Source organism: Vibrio nomapromontoriensis (assembly GCF_050337205.1).
GTDB classification, from domain to species: Bacteria; Pseudomonadota; Gammaproteobacteria; order Enterobacterales; family Vibrionaceae; genus Vibrio; species Vibrio nomapromontoriensis.
In genome coordinates, this window is sequence record NZ_JAKJSS010000020.1 from 1 (window position 1) to 13796 (window position 13796).

Below are 13796 nucleotides of genomic sequence, written 5' to 3' on the forward strand. Positions count from 1 at the left end.
AAGGTAGCGGAGAGTGGTTTAACGCAAAGCATGTCGAGAAAAGGTAACTGCTTGGATAATGCTGTTGCTGAAAACTTTTTTGCTTTGCTCAAAACCGAGATGTATCACAACCAAAGCTTTGAAGATGCTCTGATAGAGCAAATCAAAGAGTACATCGAGTACTACAATACCAAGCGTATAAAAGTGAAACTGAAAGGCCTGACTCCGATAGAATATCGAACTCAGGCCTTAAAAGCCGCTTAACAGAAATGTCCAACTTTACGGGGTCACTTCAATTATGAGGCTTTTCTGTTTTGTTGTGAAAGAGCAAACTCGGTGGTATTACGATTAGTATCCGTTGTTCCCGACTTGTTGATTCCAATAGGTCATCTTTTCAATGAAATGTAAAAAAGGTTGTTATATAGTGTTTCGATGTAGGATTGAGTGACACAGCTGTGGTGGAAGGATACACCCGCATTAGAGCGAGCTCTAGTCGGTGTGAAGCGACGGTGTTAAATCACATGAAGGTGAAGTTTTGAAGGTTAGAAAGGGAATAACAACTCCGTTTTATGCCGTAGGGAGTAAGTGGTGCTAGCAAAAAGAATAATTCCTTGTTTGGATGTCCGAGATGGTCAGGTGGTAAAGGGCGTTCAGTTCCGTAACCATGAAGTCATAGGCGATATTGTTCCTCTGGCAGCGCGGTACGCTGAAGAGGGCGCTGATGAGTTGGTTTTTTATGATATTACGGCGTCAAGCGATGGTCGTGTTGTTGATAAAAGCTGGGTAGCTCGGGTCGCAGAAGTGATTGATATTCCGTTTTGCGTCGCGGGCGGTATTAAGTCAGCAGAAGATGCGGCGCGTATTTTGGAGTTTGGGGCGGATAAAGTATCAATTAACTCCCCTGCGCTAGCAAATCCAGAGCTGATTACTGAACTCGCCGATAAGTTCGGTGTGCAGTGTATTGTTGTGGGTATTGATTCGTATTTTGATAAAGAGACCGGGAAATATCAGGTCTACCAGTTTACGGGTGACGAGTCTCGCATTAAAGCAACTCAGTGGGAAACACGTGATTGGGTGCAAGAAGTTCAGAAACGTGGTGCCGGTGAAATTGTTCTCAATATGATGAACCAAGACGGGGTTCGTAGCGGCTATGATATTACGCAACTCAATATGGTCCGTGAAGTATGTAAGGTGCCATTAATCGCTTCGGGCGGTGCGGGTGCAATGGAGCACTTTGCTGAAGTTTACAAGCAAACTAACGTGGATGGTGCGCTTGCCGCTTCCGTTTTCCACAAACAAATAATTAATATTGGTGAGCTAAAACAGTATTTAGCTGGCCAAGGTGTGGAGATCCGATTATGAGCGAAACAACAGCCACGCTAAACGAGCGTATTGACTGGGAAAAAATCGATGGAATGCTGCCTGCGATTGTACAGGACTTCCAATCGAGTCAGGTATTGATGATGGGTTACATGAACCCAGAGGCACTAGACAAAACGCTACAAACGCAACAGGTGACTTTTTTCTCGCGCACTAAGTCTCGTCTTTGGACGAAAGGTGAAACATCGGGTAACGTATTGCAGCTTAAATCGATAGCATTAGACTGTGACAATGACACCCTATTGGTGAAGGTTGACCCTATTGGCCCCACCTGTCACACGGGAACCACAACCTGTTTCGATGCTGATCAGCAAGAAGAGTCACAAATGGTGTGGCTTCATCAGCTTGAGCAATTGCTCGCTGCTCGAAAACATGCCGATCCGGACTCATCTTATACCGCAAGCTTGTATGCTAGTGGCACCAAACGCATTTCGCAGAAAGTTGGCGAAGAAGGCGTTGAAGTCGCGCTTGCGGCAACGTCGGGTGACAAAGCGGAGTTAGTTTGTGAGTCTGCTGATCTGATCTATCACCTTATGGTTTTGCTTCAAGACCAAGGCTTATCGATGAATGATGTTATTAATAAGTTGAAAGAACGACATAAGTAGCAGGTGTGATGTTTTTCAATTAGCAGTGATAGGCGTGTGATTATTACTTACTAGCACTAGCTCACTAAAAAAGCCCTCGTAAGAGGGCTTTTTTAGTGAGCTGTTTTACGCCTTGCACTGCTCCATCCTCATGGAAGAACAACAGCAACTAAGCATCGTATATAAGGGGAGTGGTGAGTATGTGTCTTCGATAAATATTGTTGGCGCGTGCGGTGCGCTACTTTGCTATGTCACCGTCCACTGGAGTAACGGAGCTGGCGTGATAGCCCTTAGGGCCTTCTTCTACTTCGTAGGTGACTTGTTGTCCTGCTTTAAGGGTTCGGTACCCGTCCATGTGAATCGTTGAATAGTGTGCAAATATATCGTTGTCGCCGCCTTCTGGACAAATAAATCCAAATCCCTTGGCATTGTTAAACCATTTTACTGTACCTGTAGCCATGCTATACATCCCTCATGCATTTTACTGAAGTCGTTCGAAGACACGGTTCACCACTTCACCGTCGACGCTTCTTTGTATGTGACCTCAATTCTTTCTCATCCACAAATCTTGCTCTAGGCGGTTATAAAACAATGTAAGCCTTTTCCTATGAGCGAAGTCGAGGCGAGATAAACTTGTTAAATTTTAGTCACTAATTAACCACTTTAGTCAATCATTAAACTTAGTCAATAAGAATGTCGCATAAATAACCACATATTCTAAACATATGCGCTTTGGTTTTAACAATCTCGCAAACTGGCGCTTCTGTTTGGATTCTGATGCTGTATTCTTAGTAGAGGAGGAAATGTTTTTGCTACTTGGCTCATATGTGACACACACTAATAGCATTGTTTTGTTTGCAGCGATACAATTGGTGCATTAGTCTCTAATATAGAGATGCTTTTCGAGTGTAAGCATAAAACGCCTTAGCGACATTGGGTAATTTTGGGTTTATACAGTCTTTTGAATATTAACGAAAACTCTCAAACATTCTGGCCATGAGTAAAAATTTTGAATGGGTGACTCCAGACTCAGACTTACTGGAGAAAGAAAAAACTAAGGTTAAGCCACCGGGTATGTACCATGTTGTATTAAACAATGATGATTACACGCCGATGGACTTTGTTGTAGAAATCTTGGAACGCTTTTTTTCACTCAACGAAGATAAAGCGACACAGGTGATGTTACAGGTACATTATGACGGGAAAGCCGTATGTGGAACGTATACATCTGAAGTCGCCGAAACGAAAGTTGCTCAAGTGACCATGTATTCAAGGGAAAATGAACATCCACTTTTGTGTACCATGGAAAAAGCCTAATTTTCGAATGAATGGCAACTGTCATTCCTTAGGAGGTACTTATGCTTAACAAAGAATTAGAATCGAGTCTCAACGGCGCATTTGCTCGTGCCCGTGATAAAAGACATGAATTCATGACCGTAGAGCATCTCCTTTTAGCTTTGTTGGAAAATGACTCGGCTAAAGAGGCTTTAACGGCTTGCAGCGCAAATCTTGATACCTTGCGTGAAGAGCTTGACGCATTCATTGACCAAACAACGCCACTCATCCCTGACAACGACGATACTCGTGAAACCCAACCAACGTTGAGTTTCCAGAGGGTATTGCAGCGCGCAGTCTTTCACGTACAGTCTTCTGGACGTAGTGAAGTGACTGGGGCTAATGTTTTAGTCGCCATATTTAGTGAGCAAGAATCTCATGCCGCCTATCTATTGAAGAAAAATGATATTAGCCGCCTAGATATCGTTAACTTCATTTCTCATGGTATTACTAAAAATTCTGGCGCTTCAGACAGTGAACCATCAAGCGGTTCACTAGGTGGTGGAAGTGAGCCTGTTGAAGACGCAAATGGCGAAGATCGCCTAGAAAATTTTGCGACTAATTTGAATCAAGTTGCCAAAGACGGCAACATCGATCCTCTTATTGGTCGTGATAAAGAGCTAGAACGTACCGTTCAAGTACTTTGCCGTCGTCGTAAGAACAACCCATTACTTGTGGGTGAGGCCGGAGTAGGTAAAACCGCTATTGCAGAAGGCCTCGCATGGCGCATTGTTGAAGGTCTTGTGCCGGATGTCATTGAAAACTGTGTGATTTATTCGCTTGATATCGGTTCATTACTGGCAGGTACAAAATATCGTGGTGACTTTGAAAAGCGTTTTAAAGCCATTTTGAAACAGCTTGAAAAAGAAGACGACGCCATTCTCTTTATCGATGAAATTCATACTATCATTGGTGCTGGCGCTGCATCGGGTGGTCAAGTTGACGCGGCGAACCTGATTAAGCCGTTGCTGAGCAGCGGTAAATTGCGCTGTATTGGATCGACAACATACCAAGAGTACAGCAATATTTTTGATAAAGAACGTGCCTTGTCGCGTCGTTTCCAAAAAATTGATGTGGTTGAACCTTCGTTAGATGATACAACCAAAATCCTTATCGGATTGAAGCCTAAGTATGAGGCGCACCACGAAGTTCGTTATACAAACAAGGCGCTTCGTGCGGCTGTAGAGCTTTCGGCGAAATACATTAACGAACGTCACTTACCAGATAAAGCTATTGATGTTATTGATGAGGCTGGTGCCCGTAGCAGACTTGTCCCTGCGAGCCGCCGTAAGAAAACGGTTGGCGTTGCTGATATTGAGTCTATGGTTGCCAAAATGGCGCGTATTCCGGAAAAATCCGTGTCATCGTCAGACAAAGATATACTGCAAAATCTTGATGAAAAAATGAAGATGCTGGTATTTGGTCAAGATAAAGCCATCGATGTGTTGTCAGAAGCCATTAAGATGACGCGTGCTGGATTGGGGAACGATGAACGACCGGTTGGTTCTTTCTTGTTTGCTGGTCCAACAGGGGTCGGTAAAACAGAAGTCACGGTGCAATTGTCTAAACTTCTGGGCATTGAATTACTTAGATTTGACATGTCAGAATACGGCGAGCGCCATTCTGTGAGTCGTCTAATTGGTGCGCCACCGGGTTACGTCGGCTATGACCAAGGCGGACTATTGACGGATGCAGTGATTAAGCACCCACACTCAGTGGTTTTACTTGATGAGATTGAAAAAGCCCACCCAGATATCTTTAATTTGCTATTGCAGGTTATGGATAACGGTACGCTGACGGATAACAACGGTCGTAAAGCCGATTTCCGTAATGTGATCTTGGTCATGACTAGTAACGCTGGTGTCTCTGAAACTGAGAAAAAATCCATTGGTTTGATACAGCAAGATCACAAACCAGATGCGATGGGCGCAATCAAGCGTGTCTTTACACCTGAATTCCGAAATCGTCTTGATGGAATCATTTGGTTCAATAGTTTAGATGATACGGTTATTCACCAAGTAGTAGACAAGTTTATTGTTGAACTTCAGGCACAGCTTGATTCCCGTGGCGTATCGTTAGAAGTCTCCGCTGAGGCTCGTGATTGGCTTGCGCTGAAAGGTTACGACAAGACAATGGGCGCACGTCCAATGGGCCGTGTTGTTCAAGACAAGCTGAAGAAACCGCTAGCAAATGAATTGCTCTTTGGTTCACTGGTTGATGGTGGCACGGTTAAGGTTGGCTTGAAAGATGACGACCTAACGTTCGAGTATATTGGCTCTAAGGAAGAAGTGCTTCATTAGCCATAAGGTACTGATTCTTCCTGATATAGGATGAAACGGTGACGATAAAGCGTGCGATTTCTCGCACGCTTTTTTATTGCCTATAGATAGCGGTTAGTGATCATTTAAAGTGGCCTAATGGAGATAACCTTACCTGTTGAGCCTTAAGATGTACAAATTATACTGTAACCTTCATTTCCTCATTAAGTTCACACTCATTGTTCTATTGTGTTTTGCTAGTACTGGCTGTCAAGAATCACCAGTATTGGTTAAGTCTGGAGCTGACCACTTTCAGCCCATTATTGAGCGCGTAGAGCAGGGTAAAGCATCAAATATCCATAGTTTACTAGCTTGGCAAAACGGACAACTTTTGTTGGAACTCTATCGTCAAGGTGGCGGTCTTGACGGTAACTATCAGACTTCTCGTTTACCCATCGGGCCAGATGAGCTGCATAATATTCATTCGGTGACCAAGTCATTTGTCGCGACATTAATTTTTATCGCCATTGATGAAGGGAAAATTTCTAGCTTAGAGGCTCAGATATTTGATTTCTTCCCTGAATACAAAGGGGGAGATAGAAAGCAAAAAGAGAAAATACGCCTTCGCGACGTACTAAATATGTCGACGGGCTATGCGTTAGATGAGCTAAGCGTACCTTATAGTGATGGGGTCGCAAATGTATTTTCAAGGCATTACCACGCTAAAGACGTGTACCAGCAGTTTGTCGAGACTGAAGTAGCATTTGAACCGGGTACGCGTTTCTCATACAGCGGGCTATCGACGATAGGGCTATCTAAAGTGATTGAGCGAGCCTATGGCAAGCCGTTCACTCAGGTCATGAAAGAGAAGCTATTTGAGCCGCTATCTATTACCAATTACCAATGGTTGGCGCACTTTGGTAGCGGAGAAGCTGGAGCAGATTGGGGGCTACGACTTACTTCTAGGGATATGGGGAAGTTTGGTTTAATGTGGCTCGATGGGGGTGTTTACGGTGGGCGTCAAATAGTCGCGAAGCATTGGTTAGGACAGTTGAAAACGAGCCGTTTTAGTGGCTACAAAATGGGTTATGGATTGCACTTTTGGCAAGTGCCGTCTGCTGATGCAGTCATGGCCGTGGGTTATGGTGAGCAATATATTGCAATAATACCGAGCAAAAAAGCGGTAGTAGTGACAACAGCAGGAAATTATAAGCTAACTTTTCAGCCAGTATTAGGGCTTATTCAGCAGCTAGTGGGTGAGCTATAATGTAAGTGACTTATAATGTGGATGAAATGTTTGTATTAATGTCACTATTGGCGAGAAAATAGCCACAAAAAACGGAGCCTAAGCTCCGTTTTTTTGTGTTCTGTTAAACGTAGAGATTAACGAGCACGGAAGACGATGCGACCTTTAGATAGGTCGTATGGAGTCATCTCTACAGTTACTTTGTCACCAGTAAGGATACGGATGTAGTTTTTACGCATCTTACCAGAGATGTGGGCTGTAACTACGTGACCGTTTTCTAGTTCAACACGGAACATTGTGTTTGGTAGAGTATCAAGAACAGTGCCTTGTAGCTCAATTACGTCTTCTTTAGCCATTGAATCCTCTTTCGAAATGTGGCGCTTTTAACGGTCTGCATTGTGCCGTTAAAATCTTTATAAGTAAAGTTGTCGCGTATTCTACCCTTGCCACCGCTGATTTACTAGCCTTTGATGACGTTGGAAGCGTGTTTTATAGTTCATGGCGGAGCATTGGTCGATTTGATAGCCTAAATATAGCCACTGTTTGTTGTAAAGTTGGCAGTATTGCACTTGAAAAAGCACGGCGAGCGTTCCCAGAGATAGTGGTACGTCTGGGTCAAAAAAAGTGTAAAACGCACTGGCGCTATTTTCCAAAATGTCTGTAATTGCAATACCAACGAGCGTCTCTCCTTCATAAATATGGAGAAAGTGCATAGTCATCCAGCCACATTTAGCAAAATCAAAGAACTGCTCTTTTTTAGGAGGATACATACTGCCACTGGTATGACGTGCGTTGATATACTTAGCGTAGAGTTCAAACCACCCTTCATCGAGTTCGGTTTTTATGGTCCAGGAAAGGTGCGTAGATTTGGATAGAAGGCGCTTTTGGCTGCGACTGGCTTCAAATTCGGGAATCGCGACTCTTAATGCTTGGCATGACTGGCAATGGTCGCATTGTGGTTTATAAATAACGTCGCCGCTACGGCGAAACCCGTTAGCAAGTAGCATCTCAAAGTGCTCTTCATCATGGCAGTACTTTTCTAAGACGATGGCCACACGCTCTTCTTGTTCTTTGATGTAGCTGCATGGTTGGTTTGTGGTTAAACCAATCCGAATTTGTTGTGAGGCCATGTTCATTCGTTGTTCACCTTGGGTAGAGTTACCGTAATATCCTGTTGTGTGTAACAATCCTTAAGCATGGACGCTTCTCTACGTTGATGCAAACTATCGATAAATACCTCGCGGGTTAATTCTATCGCGCCTAGTGATTCCAAGTGTGGGTTCATGACCTGACAATCGATAAGTGTCCCACCGTGTTTGACAAAGTGCTGGCAAAAATACCATAACGCGACTTTTGAAGCGTTGGGTTGCAGCGAAAACATGGACTCACCACAAAATACCGTTCCAACAGACAGCCCATACAGTCCCCCAACTAAGGTATCGTCTTGCCATACTTCGACAGATTGGCAGTGTCCTTGTTCGGCCAAAGCAATGTAGGCATCGCACATATCTTGATTTAGCCAGGTTTCTTGAGCGGGTCGGGTACTAGAGCAATATTTGATGACTTGCTCTGTCGCCATGTTGATCGTCACACGATATTGCATTTTTTTTTGGTATTTTCTCAAACTACGCGAAGGCTTGAAGAGATCAGGAATGAAGACCGCTCTAGGGGCGGGGCTCCACCACAGTAGCGGCTCATTAGGACCAAACCAAGGAAAGACCCCATGATGGTAACCGTTCAAGATCCTTTCGGGGTTAAGATCGCCACCAAAAGCGAGCAACCCATTAGGATCCTCCAATGCCTCGAAAGGAGAGGGAAAATCAAAATCAGTGTTACTGAGTTCAGGTAAATAAATAGTCATGATAATTAGCTTAGCCGTTCATGAAGTAATTATACGCTATTTAGGCGTGAATATACCGATTGAATCAGTACTAGCTAGCTAGTACTGATTGCGTAAAAGGTAGACAAAAGTCGCGGATAAAAGCTGGTGTTTGATGCGTAATTTGGTTAGGCTGCTTTTACGAAGAATAGTAATGGTATTCGTTGTAGGACAGTGGATGCCAGTAAAGGATTAGATTCAATTAATGGAAAGCTTAACACTCCAACCCATCAAAAAAGTCTCCGGAACGGTTAACCTTCCAGGTTCTAAAAGTGTCTCAAATCGCGCGTTACTTTTAGCGGCTTTGGCGGAAGGGACGACAACACTGACCAACCTTCTTGATAGTGACGATATTAAACATATGCTTAACGCCTTAACCGCGCTAGGTGTAAGCTATGAACTGTCAGAAAACAAAAAACAGTGCGTTGTGCAAGGACTGGGTCGCCCTTTTTCGGTTGACCAAATGACAGAGCTATTCTTGGGTAATGCGGGAACAGCAATGCGCCCGTTGGCGGCAGCACTATGCCTCGGCCAAGGTACCTATGTGCTAACTGGTGAGCCAAGAATGAAAGAGCGTCCGATTGGGCATCTTGTCGATGCATTAGCACAAGCAGGCGCAAAAGTGGAATATCTTGAAAATGATAATTATCCACCACTCAAAATATACGGCACAGGCCTAAAAGGTGGAAAAGTTACCATCGACGGGTCTATCTCAAGCCAGTTTTTGACTGCGTTTTTAATGTCCGCCCCTTTTGCTGAATCTGACGTGACCATTGAGATTGTTGGTGATTTGGTGTCAAAACCTTATATTGATATTACTCTTCACATCATGAAGCAGTTTGGTGTAGTTGTTGAAAACTCAAACTATCAGAGCTTTGTGATTCGTAGTGGGCAGCAATATCGCTCACCGGGTCAATTCTTAGTTGAGGGAGATGCCTCATCTGCTTCATATTTCCTTGCCGCTGCCGCGATTAAGGGCGGAGAAATCAAGGTCACGGGAATTGGCAAGGATAGTATTCAAGGTGACATACATTTTGCTGATGCGTTAGAGAAAATGGGCGCAGAAATTGAATGGGGCGAGGATTATATCACGTGCCGAAAAGGCCAATTGGTTGGCATTGATATGGACTATAATCATATTCCAGATGCTGCGATGACCATTGCGACAACCGCATTATTTGCGACGGGAAAAACCGTGATACGTAATGTTTATAACTGGCGCGTCAAAGAAACCGATCGTCTAGCGGCCATGGCAACAGAGCTTAAAAAAGTAGGCGCAAGAGTAGAAGAAGGTGAAGACTATATTATTGTTGAGCCTGTCTCTCAATTAACCCACGCTGCGATTGATACTTATGATGATCACAGAATGGCAATGTGTTTCTCACTTGTTGCGCTGAGCGATACTCCAGTGACCATTAATGATCCCAAATGTACGTCAAAAACATTCCCTGATTATTTTGACAAACTGGCAGAACTAAGCCAATAGTAGGTTGATGAAGTAATAAAGCGCCCAGCAAAAGGGCGCTTTATTTTTTCCGTGTTAACGACGGCCTGTGTTAATGATTACTTTAAAGTAAATTCTTTAGAAAGATGATGGGCAAGGTACTTAAACATGTTAAATACAGCCGTAGTATTGGCAGTGGGTAGGCCTTGTTCGTCGAGAAAATAATTTCCTTTAAAAACGAGCACTTCCTCTTTTTCATCTACACTGTCTGCACGCATACCCTCTAAATAGTCGTCATGCTCTTGAATTATTTGGTTTGCAATTAGCAATAAATCAAACTCGGAAATACGTTGTTTTTCTGACATATAAACGCTCTCAATCATTAGGCAATTTCCGATAGTGTATGGACGCGCTGCGGGTTTGCAAGTGCTAAGTTGTTGCCTACAATGGCGGATGTTTTGTGATAAGAAACAAATTTTGATTATCAAAGCTAGGCACAATAAGGGTTTGACGTTTACTATGGCGCCTTCGTTTCAATGGGTAGACGAAGTGAGATCGGACATTTGTCGAGCGATTAGAATGTAATTGCAAAAAACAGGTTGATCTTCTTTTGTTCTCGCTCAATAGTAAAAAGAAGCATAAATTTCGAACATCGTGCGATTAACACTCGCAATGTGATATAGGACGTTAGTGTCATTATGGGAAAGTCACTGGTTATAGTGGAGTCACCCGCTAAGGCTAAAACCATCAACAAATACCTGGGTAAAGACTTCGTCGTGAAGTCGAGTGTGGGTCACGTACGTGATTTACCAACTGCAGGTCAAAGTACTGGTAAAAAAGCAGCGGCAGTCTCGACCAAAGGTTTAAGTGTTGAAGAAAAAGCACGAATTAAAAAAGCAAAAGACCAAAAAGCACTGATTAAAAAGATGGGCATCGACCCATACAGCGACTGGGATGCTAATTATCAGATCCTACCTGGAAAAGAAAAGGTCGTTGCAGAACTACAGAAATTAGCGAAAGACGCCGATTACGTCTACCTCGCAACCGATTTGGACCGCGAGGGAGAGGCTATCGCATGGCACCTTCGTGAGATCATCGGTGGCGATGAAGAGCGATATAAACGAGTCGTCTTTAACGAGATTACTAAAAATGCTATCCAGCAGGCCTTTGAGGCACCTGGAGAGCTGAACATGGATGGTGTTAATGCACAACAGGCGCGTCGCTTCCTCGACCGTGTTGTTGGCTTTATGGTATCGCCATTACTGTGGAAGAAAGTCGCACGTGGCTTGTCTGCAGGCCGTGTACAGTCGGTTGCGGTTAAGTTATTGGTAGAAAGAGAGCGTGAAATCAACGCGTTTATCCCAGAAGAGTTCTGGGACATTCATGCCGATACTAAAACCGTCAATAAAACAGATTTCAGATTGCTTGTTGCTCAAAAGGGCGGTAAGGCATTCAAACCAACTAATGAAACAGAAGCAAGCTCAGCTACAGCGGTTTTAGCCAACGCCACGTATGAAGTGTGCAAGCGTGAAGACAGACCGACGCAGAGCAAGCCATCGGCGCCTTATATCACATCAACATTGCAACAAGCTGCGAGTACTCGCCTTGGTTACGGTGTTAAAAAGACCATGATGTTAGCGCAGCGTCTTTATGAAGGCGGCTACATTACCTATATGCGTACCGATTCTACGAACTTAAGCTCGGAAGCGGTAGAGACGGTTCGAAGCTATATCGATAGTGAGTTTGGCGGTGAGTATTTGCCAGAGAACCCATTGCGTTACGGTAGCAAAGAGGGTGCACAAGAAGCGCACGAAGCGATTCGACCTTCTGACGTTACGGTTAAAGTTGATGACTTACAGGGCATGGAAGCCGATGCTCATAAACTGTATTCATTGATTTGGAATCAATTTGTTGCGTGTCAAATGATGCCAGCTAAATACGATTCAACAACGGTGAGTGTCAAAGCTGATGACTTCACGCTAAAAGCGAAAGGGCGTATTCTTAAGTTTGATGGTTGGACTCGTGTTCAACGTCCTATGGGTAAAAACGAAGATGCGATTCTGCCTGCGGTACAAGTTGGCGACAAACTGGATTTAGTGGCACTGGATCCCAAGCAGCACTTCACTAAACCGCCAGCACGTTTTACAGAAGCGGCACTGGTTAAGGAACTTGAGAAGAAGGGTATCGGTCGACCATCGACGTATGCTTCTATTATTTCGACAATCCAAGACCGTGGCTACGTAAAAGTAGAACAGCGTCGTTTCTATGCTGAGAAAATGGGCGAGATCGTTACTGACCGTCTCAATTACAGCTTTGACGACCTAATGAACTATGACTTTACCGCTCGTATGGAGCAAAAGCTCGATCAAATCGCGGAAGGTGAAACGAACTGGAAAGGGGTGCTTAACGACTTCTTCAACGAATTTACAACGGATCTTGAAAAAGCCGAACTCGATGAAGAAACCGGAGGCATGAAGCCTAATCATATCGTTGAGACGAATATCGAATGTCCGACCTGTTCTCGAACGATGGGTATTCGTACCGCATCAACGGGTGTGTTCTTAGGCTGTTCAGGTTATGCATTACCACCGAAAGAGCGCTGTAAAACCACCATTAACCTTGGTGATGAAGAAGGCATTATCAACGTCTTAGAAGAGGATGTTGAAACGGCTGCGCTACGTGCTAAAAAACGCTGTCCTATTTGTGAAACGGCAATGGACGCGTATCTAATCGACGATAAGCGCAAACTTCACGTATGTGGTAATAACCCGAACTGTGAAGGCTATGTTGTAGAGCACGGCGAGTTTAAAGTTAAAGGCTACGACGGCCCAACGGTTGAATGTGATAAGTGTAGCGCTGAAATGGTACTGAAGAATGGCCGTTTTGGTAAGTACATGGGTTGTACTAACGAGGAATGTAAAAATACTCGTAAGATTCTTAAAAATGGTGAAATTGCACCGCCTAAAGAAGACCCGGTTCACTTCCCTGAACTGCCTTGCGAAAATTCAGACGCTTACTTTGTCCTTCGTGATGGCGCATCAGGTCTGTTTATGGCAGCAAGTAACTTCCCTAAGTCGCGCGAAACTCGCGCACCATTGGTGAGTGAACTTGCTAAATATAAAGAGCGAATTTCACCTAAGTTCCATTACTTAGCTGATGCACCCGTAGAAGACCCAGATGGTCGTCCGACGGTGGTTCGCTTTAGCCGTAAAACCAAAGAAAACTATGTTCGTTCAGAAGTAGAAGGTAAACCTTCTGGTTGGACAGGTTTGTTTGTCGATGGTAAATGGGAAATTACCGATAAGCGTAAAAAGCCTAAGAAATAATTCCTACTTTTCCTATTAAAAACAGCACCTATTGGGTGCTGTTTTTTTTGTCTCGTAAATGTGCAATTACGATAATGGTCATGTTTTTATACGTATGTAACGCAACTATGTAAAAAGTGTTAACGCGCTTGAGATCACAATTGGTTGGTGTGTGAGTAGGCAAAATGTTAATGCGGTGTGTGCTTTATGTGCTTTTTACTAGTTAAATTGTGACATACGCCACGAGTTGCAATGCAATACCGAACAATGGACTATATTGCGATCTTACTAGTTGTAATCTTTTTTCAACACGATAATTTAGATGAAAACCATACGAAGACTATGGTCGAAAAGTGCGCAGTTCGTAGGGCTAGTAGAGCACGAAT

At 43.8% G+C, this 13796-nt stretch carries 13 protein-coding genes; 8 read left to right on the forward strand and 5 right to left on the reverse strand.

The features are described from left to right. From L4D05_RS21565 to hisIE, 3 genes are all read left to right on the forward strand, one after another. On the forward strand, positions 1-243 hold a 243-nt coding region (locus tag L4D05_RS21565), incomplete at its 5' end, for an IS3 family transposase (RefSeq protein ID WP_428795251.1). 324 nt (positions 244-567) lie between these two features. Next, entirely contained in the window at positions 568-1341 is a 774-nt protein-coding gene (gene hisF / locus L4D05_RS21570; protein WP_428795252.1) for an imidazole glycerol phosphate synthase subunit HisF, read from the forward strand. Further along, complete coding sequence (gene hisIE / locus L4D05_RS21575; RefSeq protein ID WP_428795253.1) at positions 1338-1964, forward strand: bifunctional phosphoribosyl-AMP cyclohydrolase/phosphoribosyl-ATP diphosphatase HisIE; 627 nt, start codon at positions 1338-1340, stop codon at positions 1962-1964. The genes hisF and hisIE overlap by 4 nt, the downstream gene beginning before the upstream one ends. Positions 1965-2181: 217 nt before the next feature. Here hisIE and cspD read toward each other — a convergent pair whose 3' ends face one another. Beyond that, positions 2182-2403 carry a cold shock domain-containing protein CspD gene (gene cspD, locus L4D05_RS21580; protein WP_428753666.1) on the reverse strand — a complete coding sequence of 74 codons (222 nt, stop codon included), beginning with the start codon at positions 2401-2403 and terminating at the stop codon, positions 2182-2184. A 536-nt stretch (positions 2404-2939) separates the two neighbouring features. On the opposite strand from cspD, the gene clpS reads away from it, so the two are divergent. From clpS to L4D05_RS21595, 3 genes are all read left to right on the forward strand, one after another. Continuing rightward, positions 2940-3260: an ATP-dependent Clp protease adapter ClpS gene (gene clpS, locus L4D05_RS21585; protein WP_265675054.1), complete on the forward strand. Its 321-nt coding sequence runs from the start codon at positions 2940-2942 to the stop codon at positions 3258-3260. 41 nt (positions 3261-3301) lie between these two features. After that, on the forward strand, positions 3302-5578 hold the full coding sequence (gene clpA, locus L4D05_RS21590) for an ATP-dependent Clp protease ATP-binding subunit ClpA (RefSeq protein WP_428753667.1): 2277 nt from the start codon (positions 3302-3304) through the stop codon (positions 5576-5578). 148 nt (positions 5579-5726) lie between these two features. Next, on the forward strand, positions 5727-6803 hold the full coding sequence (locus L4D05_RS21595; RefSeq protein WP_428795254.1) for a serine hydrolase domain-containing protein: 1077 nt from the start codon (positions 5727-5729) through the stop codon (positions 6801-6803). Positions 6804-6919: 116 nt separating this feature from the next. On the opposite strand, the gene infA is transcribed toward L4D05_RS21595, so the two are convergent. The 3 genes from infA to aat all read right to left on the reverse strand — a co-directional run bounded on the left by infA (position 6920) and on the right by aat (position 8643). Beyond that, positions 6920-7138, reverse strand: a complete 219-nt coding sequence (infA, locus tag L4D05_RS21600) for a translation initiation factor IF-1 (RefSeq protein WP_005600159.1) — start codon at positions 7136-7138, stop codon at positions 6920-6922. A gap of 81 nt (positions 7139-7219) precedes the next feature. Next, positions 7220-7918, reverse strand: a complete 699-nt coding sequence (locus tag L4D05_RS21605; protein ID WP_428753670.1) for an arginyltransferase — start codon at positions 7916-7918, stop codon at positions 7220-7222. Beyond that, complete coding sequence (gene aat, locus L4D05_RS21610) at positions 7915-8643, reverse strand: leucyl/phenylalanyl-tRNA--protein transferase (protein WP_428795255.1); 729 nt, start codon at positions 8641-8643, stop codon at positions 7915-7917. Before aat ends, L4D05_RS21605 begins: the two co-directional genes overlap by 4 nt. 223 nt (positions 8644-8866) lie before the next feature. Between aat and aroA the strand changes: the two genes are divergently transcribed. Then, the gene (gene aroA, locus L4D05_RS21615; protein ID WP_428795256.1) at positions 8867-10147 is read left to right on the forward strand and encodes a 3-phosphoshikimate 1-carboxyvinyltransferase; all 1281 of its coding nucleotides are present in this window, start codon (positions 8867-8869) and stop codon (positions 10145-10147) included. Positions 10148-10224: 77 nt separating this feature from the next. Here the strand turns inward: aroA and L4D05_RS21620 are convergent, their stop codons facing one another. After that, entirely contained in the window at positions 10225-10470 is a 246-nt protein-coding gene (locus L4D05_RS21620) for a YciN family protein (RefSeq protein ID WP_428753674.1), read from the reverse strand. 333 nt (positions 10471-10803) lie between these two features. Here L4D05_RS21620 and topA point away from each other — a divergent pair, with 333 nt between their 5' ends. After that, the gene (gene topA / locus L4D05_RS21625) at positions 10804-13431 is read left to right on the forward strand and encodes a type I DNA topoisomerase (RefSeq protein WP_428795257.1); all 2628 of its coding nucleotides are present in this window, start codon (positions 10804-10806) and stop codon (positions 13429-13431) included. Positions 13432-13796: the final 365 nt, after the last annotated feature.